Here is an 18,093-nt window from a genome sequence, read left to right on the forward strand (position 1 = left end):
TGTTTTCTTTTGGGGACAATAGAAATTTAGGGACAGTAGAAATTTAATTGGGATTTTTTGTTGCAATTCCATAGAAATCCCGACCTTTGCAATATGGAAACGAACCAATTGAAAGTGTTAGCTCGCCTAGTGCTGCCTTCAGAAATACTGATTCTGTTAGTATAGTAAGTGTTGAAGAATTTTCGACAGAGATTCATATTCACCTTGATGAATTCAGAATTATTGCTCTTTAGAATCCAAAGCTCTACGGATATCCCATTAAATTTCTACTGCACCAAAATTGCCTGCAAGAGGTGGCTTTTGGGCTTGTAAAAGGCTACTTTTGGGGTGATAAAAGATGGCATTTTGCGTATTGTACTCATAATGTGATATTTAATCAATTTGAGCCCATACAAGGCATCGATTAAAAGTGCATAAGTTGTATATCGTCATATTCATGTGCATGTTTGAAGTAAGTTCGGTAAGGTGGCTATAAGTCTATGAATTTGCAAGGTTGTCTATTGAAAGTATTGCCTGGCAAAGAATAGATAATAGTATTTGATGTTTTTGAATGTGTCAAAATGAAAATATACAAATATGGACATTGTTTCACTTTTCGACAAACGGCACGGACATTTGAGGTGACGTTACCTGTCGTTACGACTATATATTTTCAGGCCTTAGTCTGCTTCAGAGTCAAATTTCTTTGAAAACCAGTCAATTATATAATAAAGTTCTATAATTTTGTTTTCGATAATCATTGCATCTTTTTGTCGCTATTTGATTTTTATCTATAAAGATGCAAAAACAATAAATTGATTACCAGTTTATCTCGAATTAGAGTGTCTTTGTGTAAAATAATCTTTGAATATGCGGTATTGAATATAAATTCATGTTAGGGCAGAAGACAGAGCAAAAAGGTCTTTCCTTTGTCTTTTTTTGTTTTATGTTTATGTGTGTGAATGTTTGATAAATAGTGTAGAAATGCTAAATGTCACCTTAATATGAGGTTAAGGGTATTTTATGTATAGTACGTTTGATGATTGTGTCTTTGCCTTGGTATAAATAGCACAAAATAATATTGCAATATTATTTTGTGCTATTTATATAATTATGTACGAAGCTTTCAAGTGCTTCCCCTCTCAGTCCGATGTTTAAAACATTTCCTTTTCGTCAACAATTATAGTGAATGGGATGGCTTGTATTCCATACATCTGAGCGGCACTGTTGCCCCAACCCTTAAGGTCGGACAATTGGATCCAGGTCATGTTCATTTCTTTTACGGCGTCTTTCCATTGCTCTTTGTCTTCATCAAGAGAGACACCGACAATACCCAATCCTTGTTCTTTATATTTATTATATGTATTTACTAAATTAGGCATTTCTTGTCTACATGGACCGCACCAACTTGCCCAGAAGTCAATGATTGTTATTTTGTTTTTTGAAAATACGTCTTTTACAGATACCTGATTACCATTGATGTCTTCCATTACGAAGCTGATTTGTTCAGACTGTGTTTCGCTTTCTTTCTGTTCGCTGATTTCTGTATCGTTGGACGTATTGTCGTTTTGAGGCGTGCCATTCTTTTGTGAATGGCACGCTGTCAAGAACATAGTTATAATGGTTGAAAATGTTATCTGTCGAAATATTTTCATACTTATTATACTAAATATTGCGAACTGATGCTTTCGTTGTTTACGACTCTTCTGATTGTTTCTGCAAACATGTCTGCAACAGAGAGCTGTTTTACTTTTGCACATCTGTTAGAATATGGTATAGAGTCAGTGAAAACCATTTCTTCGAGTGCGGAGTTCTGAACTCTTTCGCTTGCAGGGCCACTCATTACACAATGCGAAGCGCATGCTCTGACGCTTTTTTGCACCAGCTTTTTTTCATTATGTCTGCAGCTTTTGTTATTGTGCCTGCAGTGTCTACCATGTCGTCAATGATAATTACGTTCTTGTCCTTGACGTCACCGATAATCTGCATGCTTTCAACAACATTTGCTCTTGCGCGTGTTTTGTTACATAAAACAAGAGGACATCCAAAGTATTTAGCGTAAGTATTAGCACGTTTACTTCCGCCTACATCTGGAGATGCAATGACCATGTCTTCAAGTTTTAGGCTCTGAAGGTATGGGAGTATTACACCTGACGCATATAGGTGATCCACTGGAACATCGAAGAATCCTTGTATCTGATCTGCATGAAGATCCATTGTAATGAGTCTGTCGATACCTGCTACTCCGAGAAGGTCTGCCACCAATTTGGCACCAATGCTTACACGCGGCTTGTCCTTTCTGTCCTGACGTGCCCAGCCGAAATATGGGATGACAGCATTTATGCTTTTGGCAGAAGCACGTTTGGCAGCGTCTATCATAAGCAACAATTCCATTAGATTGTCAGAGTTGGGGAATGTGCTTTGGACTAAGAACACGTCGCGTCCACGTATAGATTCTTCATACGATACGGCAAATTCTCCATCGGAGAATTTAGTAATAAGAAGATTGCCTAGCGGACAATCAAGGCTTTGGCAGATTTTTTCTGCCAGGTACCTGGTGTTTGTTCCAGAAAATACCATAAAAGAGTTTTTGGCACTCATTTCTGTCTTTTGTTTTATTATTTATTATGATACAGCTTTTTTTAATTTCTCAAAATGGTTTATTAAATCTTTATAATCCAATTCATTGTGGATGTCAAACTTGTTCCATAGGTCATTGCATATGACAACACCGCCGAATCCAAGGTCTTTAGCGGCTTTTATGTTTTCCAAACTGATGCCCCCTAAAGCGTAAACGTGTTTGTCGATGAGCCCCTTTTTCGCTGCGCCTTCTATGTCTTTATATGCAATGAGTTTATCTTCAGCATTTTTGTTATGGTTGTCAAACACATTGTATAAAAATACATATTCAGCTTTTTTCTTTATTTCATAGAGATCGTTTATGCTTGTACACGTTCTGCTGAATTTTCCTTTATAGTCTTTTGGAATTTCTTTTTCTTTATTGTCGATATGTATGCCGGCAAGACCATATTCATTTTTTAAATAATAATGGTCATGGACGGTTATTTTGTTGTAATAAGCTTCCGGTAAAAGCGAGAGCAGGCGTTCGGAATACATAGGTGATGCTCCCGGTTTGTATAGGTGCAAGTTGTCCATCCCTTCATCGAAAAGAGTTGTCAGGATCTTGTCTTCTTCTACAAAAAACGTAGGTTGAGTCATTATAACGAGTTTCATCGTTTATTTCTTTTTTTCAAATGCAAATGTATAAAAAAAAGCCAAACCTACAATCTATAATGCAATAAAAATGAAGAATGTATTTTTTCGACAAATAATTATTCTTGACATATATTATTTGTACGGCATTTGGAGTAATTGTGATTAGCCCGAATAGGCTCGGAAAATACTTTTGGACATTAGCGTAATTCAATTGTATTTAGCATTAATATATCTTGTTGAGGCGTGTTGGTGAAGACATTGTTTGATTGATTTTGCAGAATAATAGTTTTGGATGGGTGTGATGAGTACGAAATCTTTATTGTAAATGGTACTGAATGAAAAAAAATGTGTAAGTTTGCGGACAAAAAATAAATTCTTAGTATGACATTTGATTTAAATACGTTTGAAGGATTGAGAACTCCTTATTATATATTAGAAGAAAAGCGCCTGCGTGGAAATCTGGAACTGATAAAAAGTGTTGCAGAAAAAGCCAACGTTGAAATAATACTCGCGTTCAAGGCTTATGCTTTATGGAAGACGTTCCCTATCTTTAGAGAATATATAAAGGCAACAACGGCAAGTTCTCTTTATGAGGCGCGTATGGCTTATGAAAAGTTTGGAACAAAGGCGCATACGTATTCTCCTGCTTATACGGATTATGAAATAGAGGATATCTCGAGATGTTCAAGTTTTCTAACTTTTAATTCCCTGTCACAATATTCACGTTATGGGAAAAAGGCAAAAGAAGTGAATCCTGATTTGAATTTTGGTTTGAGGATTAATCCTGAATATTCTGAAATCGGCACGGATTTGTATAATCCTTGTTCGCCCGGTACTCGTTTTGGCATTACCGCAGATAAGATGCCTGAAGTTTTACCTGATGATATTAAGGGCTTTCATTGTCATTGTCACTGTGAGAGTGGAGCTGATGTTTTTTTACGTACATTAGGACATATTGAAGATAAATTCTCAAAATGGTTTGGGCAGATTGAATGGATTAATTTCGGCGGCGGGCATTTGATGACGCGAAAAGATTACGACGTGGATCTTTTGATTGATACTTTGAATAGATTCCATGACAGGTATCCTTTGCTGAAGATTATATTGGAGCCAGGAAGTGCTTTTGGATGGCAGACAGGATGTCTTGTGGCTCAAGTAGTAGATTTGGTTGAAGACAAAGGTATAAAAACGGCTATTTTAAATGTCAGTTTCACTTGTCATATGCCAGATTGCCTGGAAATGCCATATATGCCTGTTGTTAGAGGGGCAGAGATTATAGAGGATGTAAATATGAAATGTTCGCTTGACGACGATAATGTGTATAGGTTGGGTGGCAATAGTTGCTTGTCTGGTGACTTTATGGGATGTTGGCGGTTTCATAATGAATTAAAAATAGGAGATAATGTCATATTTGAAGATATGTTGCATTATACAACGGTAAAAACTAATATGTTTAACGGAATCACCCATCCTTCTATAGCCATTATGCATACAAATGGAGAGTTTGAAATATTGAGGAAATTCACGTATAAAGACTACTTAAATCGTATGGATTGAAGAAAAAACGATTTTTTTGAAAAAAAGTCCGAAAAATTTTGTGAGTTTCAAAAAAAGCCGTATCTTTGCACCGCATTTAGAGAAATGCTCCTCACTAAAAGGAATAAGCGGAAATAGCTCAGTTGGTAGAGCACGACCTTGCCAAGGTCGGGGTCGCGGGTCCGAGTCCCGTTTTCCGCTCGCACATTCTGAATAAATGACACTTGGAAGTATTTTCCTATTGTATTGCCCAGGTGGCGGAATTGGTAGACGCGCACGTTTCAGGTGCGTGTGTTTCACGACGTGCAGGTTCGAGTCCTGTTCTGGGCACATTGTTTATTCAGAATGATTTTATGATGGAGAGGTGGCGGAATTGGTAGACGCGCTACTTTGAGGGGGTAGTGAAAATTGTTTCGTGGGAGTTCGAGTCTCCTCCTCTTCACCAATCTTTTTTGGTCTTTTTGCGGAAATAGCTCAGTTGGTAGAGCACGACCTTGCCAAGGTCGGGGTCGCGGGTCCGAGTCCCGTTTTCCGCTCATATTAAAAAAGAAAAATACAATCAATCATGAATTTATATTTGCGATATTTTGATAAAGAGACATTAGTAAATAATGTTGATGATGCTATTGCCTTTTTGGCTTCAATTGAGGAGGTCGGTATGAATCCTGATTTGGAGAATGACATTCGTGAATATGTTGCAAGCGATGTTTATTATCCCAAACGATATAAAATAAGACCAAGAGTTTATTTTATTATAATCAAAACAGAGGCTGCTACAATGTTAGATTTTAAGCAGAAAAAAGCTTTACGTTCAAATATTAGTGCAGCTGATGACCAACGTGATAATGTTTCTCCGACTATAGCCCGTCTTAATGAGGAGAGACCTGGTTGGTATGAAGGTTCATTAGACTTTAAACGTGTTGTATTGGTGCCAATTACAGGAAAGCACGAATATCGTGATACACATTTTGTAGCAAGCTGTAAAGCTGTTTCAGGCTTGGACTGCTATAATAGAATTGTTGAGCATCTTCGTGGACGTGTTGACAGTCGTAGTCAGTTTCCATCGGCTAAGGGAAAGAACTTTAAATTTAAGTATTTAGGTCTTTGGAAGTAGAGCTATGAATAAAGTAATGCTTATCGGTAATGTTGGTAAAGAGCCTGTCGTGCGTTATTATGATCACGATCAGGCCGTTGCAACGTTTCCGTTAGCAACAACAGAACGTGGGTATACATTACCAAATGGAACACAAGTTCCAGACAGAACAGACTGGCATAATGTAGTACTCTCACGTGGATTGGCCAAGATTGTCGAAAAGTATGTCCATAAGGGAGATAAACTTTATATAGAGGGCCGTATACATTATCGTACTTATGATGATGCAAAAGGACTTAGACATTACGTAACTGAAGTTTATGCCGATAATATGGAACTGTTAACACCAAAATCTGCAAAGGAAACAAATCAGTCAACGGCAATTTCATCTGCTACTAATAATGAAGATGATGATGCACCGTTCTAGTTTTGGTTAATAATTTGATATTTCGTCTTTTATAATTTGAAGGCTATATATTTAAGGATATCAAAAGATATTATATATGCCGTTGTTCTTAAACGAGGAAATATTTCCTGATGTCAGATTGGGTATTTGGGCTATTAGTGAATCCTCTGATGATTTTTGGGCTTTATCGCCATATGTAGAGAGCTCGCGTAGTGAATTTAATGCTTTGTATAAATCAGAGCAAAGAAAGTGCGAAGTGTTAGCGGTGCGTTTATTGATAAAAGAAATTATTGGTGATAACGTACAGCTTTTGCATCAGGATAACGGAAAGCCATATTTGTCTTCTGGTATGAATATTAGCATAAGCCATACACGTGGCTTTGCTGTAATTATCGTTTCTCATAGTAAGCAAGTTTCTGTTGATATTGAATATTTCAGCAATAGAATAGAACGAATAAGGAGTAAGTTTATGCGTGATGATGAAAATGCGTCATCACAGGTTAAGTTACTGATGCATTGGTGCGCAAAAGAAACTATGTATAAACTGTTTCCAGAGGATAACTTGACCTTTAACAAAATGCAGTTATTATCTGTTGATGGAAATGATTCAACTGGGATAATAACTGCAAAAAATATCTTTAGAAATAGGAATGTGAGTGTTTATTATAGAACTTTCTGTAATTGTTTGCTCACTTATGCTGTTCTTTAGATTTGCGTCTTCTAGGCCTTTTTCTGTTATTTGATGGTTTGTCGCTCCGCTTTCTGGTATTTTTACCTTTAGGTTTTATTATCTTATATTCCGGAGCCTTGCCTAATCCTTTTGGCAGAGGTATTTTTTCAACCTCATATCCGAGGAATTTTTCGATTTGCATAAACCAAGATACTTCTTTACCTCTTACAAGAGTGATGGCAATTCCGTCATGGTCTGCTCTTGCAGTACGCCCAATTCGGTGTACGTAATCCTCAGAGTCATGAGGCACATCATAATTGATGACCATTGATATGTCATCAATATCAATACCTCTTGCAACAATATCAGTGGCAACAAGCACATCAATTTGTCCACTTTTAAACATAAACATAACCTCATCTCTTTCGCTTTGTGAGAGGTCTGAATGCATTTCTCCGCTATTAATATGTATTGATCTTAGTGTCTTGTTTATGTCTTTTACTTTCAGTTTTGAGCTTGAGAATATGATAACTCTCTTATGCCCGTATTTTTTGAATATATCCTTTAAAACGCCTAGCTTTTGATTTTCATGACAGACACATGCAATCTGCTTTATTTTTTCTGCTGGTTTATTTACTGCTAATTTTATAATAGTCGGATTCTTTAATATTGTTTTAGCCAATTCCTCTATTTTGTTCGGCATCGTAGCTGAGAACATTATTACCTGACATGTCTTCGGCAACAGCTTTGTTATTGACAGAATATCATCGTAAAAACCCATGTCAAGCATTCTGTCTGCCTCATCCAATACAAAGAAAGACACCTTACTGAAATCGACGTTTCCCATCGTTATGTGGCTTATGAGGCGGCCGGGTGTTGCAATTATTATGTCTGCACCCATTTTCATGCTACGACTCTCTTGCTCATATCTGTTGCCGTCGTTTCCTCCATATACAGCAACACTGCTTACATCCTCCATATAATAAGAGAATCCTTGCATAGCCTGATCAATTTGTTGTGCGAGTTCTCTTGTTGGACTCATAATTACACAGTTTATTGAGTCGGCCGGGAAATTTTCTTCGTCAAGACGGCTCAATATAGGAAGAAGGTATGCCGCAGTTTTGCCAGTTCCGGTTTGGGCTATTCCAAGAACATCTTTTCCTTCAAGTATTTCGGGGATGCACTCTTCCTGTATGGGTGTACATGTTGTCCACCTCATGTCGTCGATTGCATCAAGGGTGTTATCGCTTAAATCTAAATTGTAAAAATCCATATTTATTAATTAGGGGCTTTACGGTAGCAGAAATATGCCACTATTGTGAAAACTATATTCGGAATCCATGCAGCTAGCATAGGGGGGGTATTTGCGTTTATTGCAAATGTTGCAGAAACTGTCTGTAACATGATGTATGTAAAGCTGAGGGCCAGTCCTATGCCAAGATACATTCCCATGCCGCCTTTTCTTTTTCTTGATGATAATGAAAGACCTATAGTTGCTAGAATAAATGAAGCAAATGACGTTGCAATACGTTTATGGTATTCCACTTCATATTGCACAACGTTTCCAGAACCACGGTCAATCTGTTTGGTGATGTAGTCTCTAAGTTGCGGGCTGGTGAATGTTTCCTGCTGTCCTTTAGAGAATACAAGGTCTGTAGGTTCCATCATAATCGTTGTGTCCTTACTGGCACCACTGGTAATGGTTTCACGTAGTCCTTTCAGTTGGCGTATTCTCCAGTTGCTGACTTTCCAATGATATTTCGTATCTGATATTGTGTCATATTGTATTTCGGCAGCAGTAAGGTGGCTTACCAGTTTCTTGTTTTCAAATTTATCAAGACAGAATCCATAGCCTTTCTTTAGATTATTGTCATAATGCTGAATATAGGCAATAACACCTTTGCCTACCTGCAACTGTACGTTTTCTGCAGCCGTTATCTTTTTCTTGTTTTTATACATTGATTCGAAGTTCTGCCTGATGATGGTTCCTTTGGGAATTATATATGCTCCCAAAAAGAATGTCATAACAGAAATGATTGCTGCAGAAACCATATATGGCCGCATCAGTCGCTTAAAACTTACACCAGCGGCAAGCATGGATATAATCTCTGAATTACCGGCAAGCTTTGAAGTGAAGAATATTACTGCGATAAAAACGAACAGCGGACTGAACAGGTTGGCAAAGTATGGCACAAAGTTCATATAATAATCAAACACAATAGCTTTAATCGGAGCGTGATATTGTGTGAACTTTGCCAAGTTCTCATTAATATCAAATACAATGGAAATTGAAATGATGAGAGCTATTGAATAGAAATATGTGCCAATAAACTTCTTTATGATATACCAATCCAGTATCTTCAGATGTCTGAACGGATTGAGGTATTTCATCCAGTTAAGCTTCTTACCTAACCATGAAAATAAGGCGAATAACCATTTAAGATGAACTTTCATCCATCTCAATAATTTTAATATTCTCCTAAATCTTCTGATGTTCTTAATTTTCATCGTAAGTGTTATATGCGTTTGCCAAGTTGGTCAATTACCGATGATTTCCATTTAACGAAATCTCCGGATATTATATGCTTACGTGCATCTTTTACAAGGCGAAGGTAGAAGGCCAGGTTGTGAATGCTTGCAATCTGCATGGCCAACAGCTCTTGAGCCTTAAACAGATGATGTAAATATGCTTTAGAATATATCTGGTCTACATGACATCCGTCCGGATCGATCGGTGAAAAATCTTTTTCCCATTTCTTGTTTCGCATGTTCATTGTACCATTATATGTAAACAGCATGGCGTTCCTGCCGTTTCTTGTCGGCATGACACAATCAAACATGTCAACTCCGCGTTCTATGGCTTCCAGAATATTTTGTGGTGTGCCAACTCCCATCAGGTATCTTGGCTTGTCCTTTGGCAATATCTCGTTTACGACTTCAATCATCTCGTACATGACTTCCGTCGGTTCGCCTACGGCCAATCCTCCGATAGCATTTCCGTCTGCTCCTTTGTCTGCAACAAATTTGGCAGCATCACGGCGCAGGTCCTTGAATGTACAGCCTTGAACAATGGGAAACAGGGTCTGCTCGTATCCATATAGCGGTTCGGTTTCATTAAAGCGTTTGATACACCTGTCAAGCCATCTTTGTGTTAGCATTAGGCTTTTCTTGGCATACTGATAGTCGCTTTGGCCGGGAGGACACTCGTCAAAAGCCATCATGATGTCAGCGCCTATAATTCTTTCGGTGTCCATGACATTTTCCGGCGTAAAAAAGTGCTTTGAGCCGTCAATGTGCGAACGGAATTCGCAGCCCTCTTCTTTGAGCTTGCGTATTCCTGTAAGTGAGAAAACCTGGAATCCGCCGCTGTCAGTCAGAATCGGTCTGTCCCAAGTATTGAATTTGTGCAGTCCACCGGCAGATTTTAAAATGTCAAGTCCGGGGCGAAGATACAAATGATAGGTGTTGCCCAAGATAATTTGGGCTTGCACCTCTTCTTTGAGTTCACTGAAATGTACGCCTTTTACACTGCCACATGTACCAACGGGCATAAAAATCGGAGTCTCTATCTGTCCGTGGCTTGTGGTTATTATTCCTGCGCGTGCATCGCTGCCGGTGTCTGTATGCTGTAATTCAAATAACATATATGTTTAATCTTCTATATCAAATGTTACTGGGTTCTTTACTTTCTCGTCAGTCAGGGCAAAGTCCCAGACATCTTGAACATTTTCTACAAAATGGAAATTAACCCCGTCAATATATTCCTGTGATATTTCTTCAATATCTTTTTTGTTGTCTTTGCACATAACGATTTCCGTTATACCGGCTCGTTTTGCGGCAAGAATCTTTTCTTTAATACCGCCGACAGGCAGCACTTTTCCACGCAGAGTTATTTCTCCTGTCATGGCCGTATTCTTGCGTACTTTTCTCTGAGTAAGTGCCGACGCAAGAGATGTTGCTATTGTAATACCAGCTGAAGGGCCGTCTTTAGGCGTTGCACCTTCGGGGACGTGTATATGTATGTTCCAGTGGTCGAATATACGATAGTCAATGCCAAGTTTGTCTGCGTGGGCTTTTACATACTCTAAAGCCAGTATGGCAGATTCTTTCATGACATCTCCTAAGTTTCCTGTAAGCGTGAGTTTAGAGCCCTTTCCCTTACTTAAGCTTGTTTCGATAAACAATATCTCGCCACCTACACTTGTCCATGCAAGACCGGTTACAACTCCTGCATAATCGTTGCCTTGGTATATGTCGCGATAGAATGGCGGGTTGCCTAATAGCGACTCAATTTCTTTGGGTGTTATCTTATAGTATGGCAGCGTTGCCTCCTTCGCTTTCAGGTATGCCAGCTTGCGGAGCGACTTGTTAATTTGTTTTTCCAGTTGTCTTACTCCGCTTTCTCTTGTATATTGTTCAATTATTTTCTCAATAGCCTGTTTGCTGAACGTGAGTTTTTTCTCGTCAGTCAGGCCTGTATTCTCTTTTTCCTTTGGTATGAGATGCCTCTTGGCTATCTCAACCTTCTCTTCTGTGATGTATCCGCTCACTTCAATCAACTCCATACGGTCGAGCAGTGGGCGCGGAATGGTATTCAAATCGTTGGCAGTTGCAATGAACAGCACTTTCGACAAGTCATAGTCTACATCAAGATAGTTGTCGTGGAATGCATGATTCTGTTCCGGATCAAGAACTTCAAGCAGCGCTGATGCGGGATCGCCATTTACGGTGTTCTGTGTAATCTTGTCAATTTCATCCAGAATAAATACAGGATTGGACGAACCGGCCTTTTGTATGTTCTTTATTATTCTGCCGGGCATGGCTCCGATATACGTTCTTCTGTGACCTCTGATTTCGGCCTCATCATGCAGACCACCCAGAGATATGCGTGCGTATTTTCGCTTCATGGCATTGGCTATGCTTTTTCCCAGACTCGTCTTACCTACTCCGGGAGGGCCGTAAAGACATATAATCGGTGATTTAAGATCCTTTCTTAAACTTAACACAGCCATATATTCCAAGATGCGCTCTTTAACCTTTTTCATGCCATAATGGTCCTTGTCCAATATCTTTTCAGCACGGTTAAGGTTAAGGTCGTCTTGGGTGTAATATCCCCACGGCAGATTTACCATGGTCTGCAGATATGTCAGCTGTACGCTGAATTCCGGACTTTGCGGATTCAGAATGTCAAGTTTGTCTAATTCTTTGCTGAAAGTCTTAGCAACATCCTCAGGCCATTTTTTATTCTTGGCCTTTTCGAGCAGCTCTTTACGTTCAGGATAAGTATCGCCATTGCCTAATTCTTCCTTGATGTTTTTGATTTGCTGCTGAAGGAAATACTCTCGCTGCTGTTCGTCAATATCCTCACGTGTCTTAGTTCTGATATTATGCTTTATCTCTAAAAGCTGCAACTCGCGATATATTATTTTCAGCATTTTTAATGCTCTGTTTTTCAGTGTGTTGGCCTTTAAGAGCTTTATTTTTTCTTCAACGCTGAATGGCAGACTGGTACAGATAAAGTTCAACAGTATTACTGCATTGTTGATGTTCTGTAATGCAAACTGGGCTTCATCTGGTATATCCTCGTTTTTCTTAACATATTCTATTGATGTGTTCTTAAGGTCATCAACGGCAGCCATAAATTCCTTGTCGTCAGAAGACGGGATTTCTTCCGGTGCATTTGTTACCGTTCCAACAATGAAAGGTTGGGTTTTCTTTATGTCAGAGAGGTTGCAGCGTCCAAGGCCCTGTACAATGACAGTAAGATTGTTGCCGGCGCCAGGCATCTCTAATACACGTATAATCTTGGCATATACTCCAATCTCGTATAAGTCTTTCAGAGACGGATTTTCCTGATCAGAGTCTTTCTGACAAAATATAGCGAATATGGAATTTTGATTTTCTTTTAGATGGTTTATCAAGTTAAGGCTTTGAATTCTGCCAATCAACACCGGCGAAACTACTCCCGGAAATAATACCAAATTTCTTGTGGCTAATACAGGTACGTCACCGTCAATGCTCTCTTCAAAAAGTTTGGCAACATCTCCTTCGTAGTCTGCTATCATAGAAAATGCATTGTTTATATCTTTTCTCATAATTTGCAATTCGTTATTGGGGTGCAAATTTACTCATTTTAATTGATATAATATTGATACCCAGTAATTATTTTCATTTAATTAATATGTATCATGATTGGAAAACCATTGATTTCTGATTCAGAAACTTGCCGTTTTTCATGCAAAAATGGCTGAGTTTTGCTTCAAAACTCTATCACTTATATTTTGTAATAAAAAGAGTTGCTGTTCTTGTAAAATGAATAAAATAGTGGCGGGTACTATTTGATTCGAAATATTGATGGCGTGAAATGTTACGATTTTTAGGGTCGTGTTTTACGGCTGCCGGTGCATAACAAATTTTTATGTCATATTAAAGTTGTTGGCATTTTTTGTGTTAAATTAAAAACATATTATTGCTGTCTGTATAAAATAACTTAATTTTGCATATTAAAGATAATTTTTCGTTTATATACGTTATTATTTGAATATACCATGTTGAATAAAAGAGTTTTGTTGGCTTCATTGGTTATATCTTCTATGGTTTGCCGTGGAGTTGCCGGAAATATAAAGAAATATTTTTATTCAGTAAGACAGGTGCCGTTTACATCTGTGAAGATAAGCCAAAATTCTTTTTGGGGTAGCAGGATAAAGGCTGTGCGTGATGTCACGATACCTTTGGCTTTCAGTAAATGTAAGACAGAAGGCCGATATGATAACTTTGTTAAGGCTGCTCATCCAAATGACAGTTATGATGTGTCGTCATTTATGGGGTTTTCGTTTGACGATACAGATGTATATAAAACCATTGAAGGGGCCAGTTACGTGCTTCAGACTTTCCCGGATAAAAAACTTGTGGAATATATAGACAGTGTGCTTGATATAGTAGCTGCTGCGCAGGAAGCCGACGGATATCTTTATACAGCGCGTACCATAAACCCGAAAAATCCGCATAGATGGGCGGGCAAGGAGCGTTGGAGCAATGAAGAAGTGCTGAGCCACGAACTGTATAATCTTGGCCACATGGTTGACGCTGCATGTGCACATTATCAGGCCACAGGTTCAACGAAATTTTTGGATATAGCCCGGCGCTATGCAGACTGTGTCGTCCGCGAGGTTGGACCTTCTGATGGTCAGGCATGTGTAGTGCCAGGACATCAGATAGCTGAGATGGCATTGGCCCGTCTTTACGTACTCACGGGTGAAAAGAAATATCTTGACGAGGCAAAGTTTTTTCTCGACTATAGAGGGAAGACAAAGGTCAGAAATTCTTATAGTCAGAGTCATCTGCCTGTTGTAGAACAACATGAGGCTGTAGGTCATGCTGTCCGTGCGGGCTATATGTATTCAGGTATGGCAGATGTGGCTGCACTTACAGGTGATTCGGCCTATATCAAGGCAATAGATGATATATGGAACAACATTGTTGCTAAAAAGTATTATATAACGGGTGGAGTGGGAGCCTTGCATGACGGTGAGGCTTTCGGACGGAATTATGAACTACCGAATCTTACGGCGTACAACGAGACGTGTGCGGCCATTGCAATGGTGTATTTAAACCAGAGAATGTTCATGTTGCATGGTGATTCAAAATATATAGACTGTCTGGAACGTACGTTGTATAACGGCGTTATAAGTGGCATGAGCATTGACGGCGGCAGGTTCTTTTATCCCAATCCGCTGGCTTCAGATGGCAAATACAGGTTTAACGCCGACAATACGCTTGAGCGTCAGCCTTGGTTCGGATGTGCATGTTGTCCTAGTAATCTTTGCAGGTTTATACCATCAGTACCAGGATATATGTATGCTGTAAGGGATAACGATGTTTATGTAAACCTGTTTGCTGACAACACCTCGACTATTTCTGTCGGAAAAGGTGAGGTCGTGTTGCGTGAGGAAACCAACTATCCTTGGGACGGCGATGTGCGGCTCAAAGTCGTGAACAACAGTGCCGGAAAGTTCTGTATCAGGATAAGAGTGCCGGGATGGGTACGCGGTCAGGTTACACCGGGTGGCCTTTACAGCTATGCAGATGGCTTGAGTCTGAAATATTCTGTTGCTGTAAATGGTATAAATGTTGCGGCAGAGTTGATTGACGGATATTTTGTCATCGACAGGAAATGGAAGCGTGGTGACTGCATAGACGTACATTTTGATATGAAGCCTCGTATCGTGAAGGCGGATGATAAGGTTGCTGCCTGTCATGGTCGTATTGCTGTTGAGCGAGGGCCTCTTGTGTATTGTGCAGAATGGGCTGATAATGATTATGATTTATTCCGTTTTGTTTTCGACGCTGACAGTTCTATGACTGTGACCGACTGTCCCGGACTTTTGGGCGGCATAAAGATGATAACGGCAAGAGGTACTTTGCTGGATCAAACGCCAGACGGACGCATAAACACTGCTAATCGCACTGTAAAGCTTATACCATATTATGCATGGTGTCATCGAGGACCCGGAAAAATGATTGTTTGGATGGCTGACGGCTTAGGGGTTATGGACGAATATTGAGCGTTCGAAAGCGTCTTTTTTATTCGCGAAAATAAAAGCTATCAGTCATCTTATATGTTTTTAGTGCTTTAATGGCTTAAGCCTGATAAGATGCAAATAATCGGAACATCATGTCAAATAATTATTTCAGATTCAAACAGTTTACAGTAGAGCATACCAGGTGTGCCATGAAGGTGGGTACAGATGGGGTGCTGCTTGGAGCATGGGCACGTGGTGGCGATACTATCTTGGATATTGGTACGGGCTCTGGGTTAATTGCCTTGTTCATGGCTCAACGATATCCATCGGGGAAGATTGTTGCCATTGACGTTGATGCCGGTGCTGTCCTACAAGCGCGTATCAATGTATATAATTCTGCATTCAGCGACAGGATAACCATAATAGAAAAACCTTTACAAGAGTTCTGTGCAGGGCAGTTCGGTTCTATAGTATGCAATCCGCCGTTTTTCGTCAATTCGCTGAAAAACAGAGACGGGCAAAAGGCCATGGCACGTCATGCCGACACACTTACCCATGCTGAACTTGTGAGCGGTGCATCACGGTTATTGGCCGACGATGGCGAGTTCTCTGTTGTCATACCAGCCGCACTGCGCACGGCCATTGATGCTGAAGCAGCCATGGCAGGTCTTTTCCCTTCAAGGATCTGTGCCATTAGAACCATACCACGTAAGCCCGTCAGCCGTTATCTTTTGGCATATCGTAAGCATCCTGCAGACAGGATTGAACAAACAGAAGAATGTATTAATAATGATGATATGTCGCGGTCAGAATGGTACAGCAGCTTGACGGAGAATTTCTATATCAGATGAGAATGGTGCAGGATGCGCTCCGATAATTCATTTGCGTATTGCTGCCCTATAGGTAAGGGGGAATCTGTACCGTTTATGAATACGTTGTGTCTTGTAAAACTATTAATTTTATTCAACGGGACTATGTATGAACGGTGAATCCTCACAAATGCTTCTTGTGGAAGCATCTGCATTAATGTTTTCATGTTTGTACGTGTAAGTACGTTTCCTCCTGTGACTTTGACAATTTTTACATAATTGCCTAAAGCTTCTATATAGAGGATGTCGTTTAGTAGAATGTTTACGTTTGAGTATTCTTGTTTTACTGTGATGTGGCGTTGTGGATTTACTGAGGTTGGGTTCATTCGGCGCATAGCTTTATCTACAGCACGGCAGAAACGTTCATAGGCGAAAGGTTTGTGCAGATAGTCTACAGCATCGAGATTAAACCCTTCTAGAGCATACTGAGCATGTGCTGTTGTGAATATGATGCACGTTTCGTGAGGTATGCTGCGGGCTATGTCCAGGCCGTTTATACTGCTCATATGTATGTCAAGAAACACAAGCTGTGGCTTGGTTCTTATAATTTCGTCTATGCCGTTTTGAGGTTCGCTGTATGTCGTTAGTTCTATGCCGCCGCGACGTTGGCAGAACTGTTCGATAACGAGCAATGCCATGGGCTCGTCGTCAATGGCAATGCAACTTATATTTTTCATTACAGTTGTATTTTTAGTTTTGCTATATATACGTTTCCTATTGGGCCATTTTCAAGCTCGTATCGCCCTGGGTATAATAGTTCAAGTCGTTTTCTGCAGTTGGCTATCCCAATGCCTTCGTGCTCTGAATCTACATGTCTTATAATAGTGTTGACAGTATCGAAACTTAGCAGACCGTTCTTTAGGCATATGTTTATTTGGATGTTGCAGTCTGTGTCTGCTGATGTGCCATACTTAAACGCGTTTTCTACAAAAGTGATAAATATCATAGATGGTACAGGAGTTGTTTCGTTGTCGGTTTGGGCTGTTAGGGTCACCCTTGTATGATGGTTTAATCTGAGTTCCTGCAAATCAGTGTATTGCCTGATATATTCTATTTCCTGTCCTATGGGAATGTTTTCGGAATGTGTTTGTGCATACATGTATCTCAGAATATTTGAAAATTTCACGAAGGCAGATTCTGTTTTATCAGACCCAGAAAGTACAAGTGCATAAAGCATATTGAGAGTGTTGAACATGAAGTGTGGATTTATTTGTGCTTTATAGAGTGCCAGTTCTGCTTTGTTTTTCTCTGCGGCAATTTCCTGTTTTGCCAGTATTTGTCTAAATAGTTCGAATGTCAGTTCGATTGCAAGCGAAAATCCTGTTACCATGAGAAAAAAGAACCATATTGTTTGTGTGCGCATATTCATTCTGGCTTCCATTTGCCGTGGTGAGCCTGTATGGTCTGATGGTACAGGAAAATAAGTGAACAGCCATGTTGTTGCAGTTAAAGTGATCAGTAAGCCGGCTATGTGTATGTAGTTTTTTCTGCATGAAGAGTTTTGGTAGGCATACCCATCGGTATATGAAGTAAATAATGTATATATAGGCTATCAGTGTGAGCAGGAAGGCCGTGTTGTGCACAATCCAACGGTCAACAGGAAGCAGCATTATGGTCAATGGCATTATAATTAAGCAGAATAAAAGGTCTATATACAATGCAATGTGATTATTCTTCATATGAGATTTGTTTTCAGATGTTAATGTATTCAGTCCGCATGGTTTATATATTTTATTATTGTTGGCTGCGGATGGTTCACATATTTATTTTGTTTTACGATCATTGCAAAGGTAATACATTTT

13 protein-coding genes, 4 tRNA genes and 2 pseudogenes are annotated in these 18,093 nt (G+C 39.5%); 10 read left to right on the forward strand and 9 right to left on the reverse strand.

Features of this window, described 5'->3' with window-relative positions:
• Nucleotides 1–1,133 precede the first annotated feature (1,133 nt).
• The 3 genes and pseudogenes from ACU52_RS15035 to ACU52_RS05580 all read right to left on the reverse strand — a co-directional run bounded on the left by ACU52_RS15035 (nt 1,134) and on the right by ACU52_RS05580 (nt 3,213).
• On the reverse strand, nt 1,134–1,634 hold the full coding sequence (locus ACU52_RS15035; RefSeq protein ID WP_239684875.1) for a TlpA family protein disulfide reductase: 501 nt from the start codon (nt 1,632–1,634) through the stop codon (nt 1,134–1,136).
• A gap of 5 nt (nt 1,635–1,639) precedes the next feature.
• Nucleotides 1,640–2,580, reverse strand: a pseudogene (locus ACU52_RS05575) (ribose-phosphate pyrophosphokinase).
• A gap of 24 nt (nt 2,581–2,604) precedes the next feature.
• Entirely contained in the window at nt 2,605–3,213 is a 609-nt protein-coding gene (locus tag ACU52_RS05580) for a thiamine phosphate synthase (protein ID WP_021854402.1), read from the reverse strand.
• A gap of 363 nt (nt 3,214–3,576) precedes the next feature.
• Here ACU52_RS05580 and nspC point away from each other — a divergent pair, with 363 nt between their 5' ends.
• From nspC to ACU52_RS15820, 8 genes are all read left to right on the forward strand, one after another.
• Complete coding sequence (gene nspC, locus ACU52_RS05585; RefSeq protein ID WP_053398067.1) at nt 3,577–4,752, forward strand: carboxynorspermidine decarboxylase; 1,176 nt, start codon at nt 3,577–3,579, stop codon at nt 4,750–4,752.
• 107 nt (nt 4,753–4,859) lie between these two features.
• Nucleotides 4,860–4,932, forward strand: a tRNA-Gly gene (locus tag ACU52_RS05590).
• A 47-nt stretch (nt 4,933–4,979) separates the two neighbouring features.
• Nucleotides 4,980–5,061: transfer RNA gene (locus ACU52_RS05595), tRNA-Leu, on the forward strand.
• A 28-nt stretch (nt 5,062–5,089) separates the two neighbouring features.
• Nucleotides 5,090–5,176: transfer RNA gene (locus tag ACU52_RS05600), tRNA-Leu, on the forward strand.
• A gap of 18 nt (nt 5,177–5,194) precedes the next feature.
• A tRNA-Gly gene (locus tag ACU52_RS05605) sits at nt 5,195–5,267 on the forward strand.
• A gap of 29 nt (nt 5,268–5,296) precedes the next feature.
• Nucleotides 5,297–5,845 carry a hypothetical protein gene (locus ACU52_RS05610; protein WP_021854400.1) on the forward strand — a complete coding sequence of 183 codons (549 nt, stop codon included), beginning with the start codon at nt 5,297–5,299 and terminating at the stop codon, nt 5,843–5,845.
• A gap of 4 nt (nt 5,846–5,849) precedes the next feature.
• Entirely contained in the window at nt 5,850–6,251 is a 402-nt protein-coding gene (locus ACU52_RS05615; protein WP_053398068.1) for a single-stranded DNA-binding protein, read from the forward strand.
• A gap of 76 nt (nt 6,252–6,327) precedes the next feature.
• The gene (locus ACU52_RS15820; protein WP_053398069.1) at nt 6,328–6,939 is read left to right on the forward strand and encodes a 4'-phosphopantetheinyl transferase family protein; all 612 of its coding nucleotides are present in this window, start codon (nt 6,328–6,330) and stop codon (nt 6,937–6,939) included.
• On the opposite strand, the pseudogene ACU52_RS05625 reads toward ACU52_RS15820, so the two are convergent.
• The 4 genes and pseudogenes from ACU52_RS05625 to lon all read right to left on the reverse strand — a co-directional run.
• A pseudogene (locus ACU52_RS05625) lies at nt 6,929–8,173 on the reverse strand (DEAD/DEAH box helicase); the annotation flags it as partial. The gene ACU52_RS15820 and the pseudogene ACU52_RS05625 sit on opposite strands and share 11 nt — an antisense overlap.
• 5 nt (nt 8,174–8,178) lie before the next feature.
• Nucleotides 8,179–9,408, reverse strand: a complete 1,230-nt coding sequence (locus ACU52_RS05630; protein WP_053398071.1) for an LptF/LptG family permease — start codon at nt 9,406–9,408, stop codon at nt 8,179–8,181.
• Between the two features lie 8 nt (nt 9,409–9,416).
• Nucleotides 9,417–10,544: a tRNA guanosine(34) transglycosylase Tgt gene (gene tgt / locus ACU52_RS05635; RefSeq protein ID WP_053398072.1), complete on the reverse strand. Its 1,128-nt coding sequence runs from the start codon at nt 10,542–10,544 to the stop codon at nt 9,417–9,419.
• Between the two features lie 6 nt (nt 10,545–10,550).
• Nucleotides 10,551–12,995: an endopeptidase La gene (gene lon, locus ACU52_RS05640; RefSeq protein WP_053398073.1), complete on the reverse strand. Its 2,445-nt coding sequence runs from the start codon at nt 12,993–12,995 to the stop codon at nt 10,551–10,553.
• A 498-nt stretch (nt 12,996–13,493) separates the two neighbouring features.
• Between lon and ACU52_RS05645 the strand changes: the two genes are divergently transcribed.
• Entirely contained in the window at nt 13,494–15,464 is a 1,971-nt protein-coding gene (locus ACU52_RS05645; RefSeq protein ID WP_193391573.1) for a glycoside hydrolase family 127 protein, read from the forward strand.
• Between the two features lie 110 nt (nt 15,465–15,574).
• Entirely contained in the window at nt 15,575–16,273 is a 699-nt protein-coding gene (locus tag ACU52_RS05650; RefSeq protein WP_053398075.1) for a tRNA1(Val) (adenine(37)-N6)-methyltransferase, read from the forward strand.
• On the opposite strand, the gene ACU52_RS05655 is transcribed toward ACU52_RS05650, so the two are convergent.
• Both ACU52_RS05655 and ACU52_RS05660 read right to left on the reverse strand, forming a co-directional pair.
• Nucleotides 16,261–16,968, reverse strand: a complete 708-nt coding sequence (locus ACU52_RS05655; RefSeq protein WP_053398076.1) for a LytR/AlgR family response regulator transcription factor — start codon at nt 16,966–16,968, stop codon at nt 16,261–16,263. The genes ACU52_RS05650 and ACU52_RS05655 overlap by 13 nt on opposite strands.
• Complete coding sequence (locus ACU52_RS05660; protein ID WP_239684876.1) at nt 16,968–17,672, reverse strand: sensor histidine kinase; 705 nt, start codon at nt 17,670–17,672, stop codon at nt 16,968–16,970. Before ACU52_RS05660 ends, ACU52_RS05655 begins: the two co-directional genes overlap by 1 nt.
• Nucleotides 17,673–18,093: the final 421 nt, after the last annotated feature.

Source organism: Xylanibacter rarus (assembly GCF_001275135.1).
In the GTDB taxonomy this organism is placed as follows: domain Bacteria; phylum Bacteroidota; class Bacteroidia; order Bacteroidales; family Bacteroidaceae; genus Prevotella; species Prevotella rara.

Excerpts from the sequence above, each read along its gene's own strand:
- ACU52_RS15035 (WP_239684875.1), bottom strand. The coding sequence starts at position 1,634 with ATGAAAATATTTCGACAGATAACATTTTCAACCATTATAACTATGTTC.
- ACU52_RS05580 (WP_021854402.1), bottom strand. The coding sequence starts at position 3,213 with ATGAAACTCGTTATAATGACTCAACCTACGTTTTTTGTAGAAGAAGAC.
- nspC (WP_053398067.1), top strand. The coding sequence starts at position 3,577 with ATGACATTTGATTTAAATACGTTTGAAGGATTGAGAACTCCTTATTAT.
- ACU52_RS05610 (WP_021854400.1), top strand. The coding sequence starts at position 5,297 with ATGAATTTATATTTGCGATATTTTGATAAAGAGACATTAGTAAATAAT.
- ACU52_RS05615 (WP_053398068.1), top strand. The coding sequence starts at position 5,850 with ATGAATAAAGTAATGCTTATCGGTAATGTTGGTAAAGAGCCTGTCGTG.
- ACU52_RS15820 (WP_053398069.1), top strand. The coding sequence starts at position 6,328 with ATGCCGTTGTTCTTAAACGAGGAAATATTTCCTGATGTCAGATTGGGT.
- ACU52_RS05630 (WP_053398071.1), bottom strand. The coding sequence starts at position 9,408 with ATGAAAATTAAGAACATCAGAAGATTTAGGAGAATATTAAAATTATTG.
- tgt (WP_053398072.1), bottom strand. The coding sequence starts at position 10,544 with ATGTTATTTGAATTACAGCATACAGACACCGGCAGCGATGCACGCGCA.
- lon (WP_053398073.1), bottom strand. The coding sequence starts at position 12,995 with ATGAGAAAAGATATAAACAATGCATTTTCTATGATAGCAGACTACGAA.
- ACU52_RS05645 (WP_193391573.1), top strand. The coding sequence starts at position 13,494 with ATGGTTTGCCGTGGAGTTGCCGGAAATATAAAGAAATATTTTTATTCA.
- ACU52_RS05650 (WP_053398075.1), top strand. The coding sequence starts at position 15,575 with ATGTCAAATAATTATTTCAGATTCAAACAGTTTACAGTAGAGCATACC.
- ACU52_RS05655 (WP_053398076.1), bottom strand. The coding sequence starts at position 16,968 with ATGAAAAATATAAGTTGCATTGCCATTGACGACGAGCCCATGGCATTG.
- ACU52_RS05660 (WP_239684876.1), bottom strand. The coding sequence starts at position 17,672 with ATGGAAGCCAGAATGAATATGCGCACACAAACAATATGGTTCTTTTTT.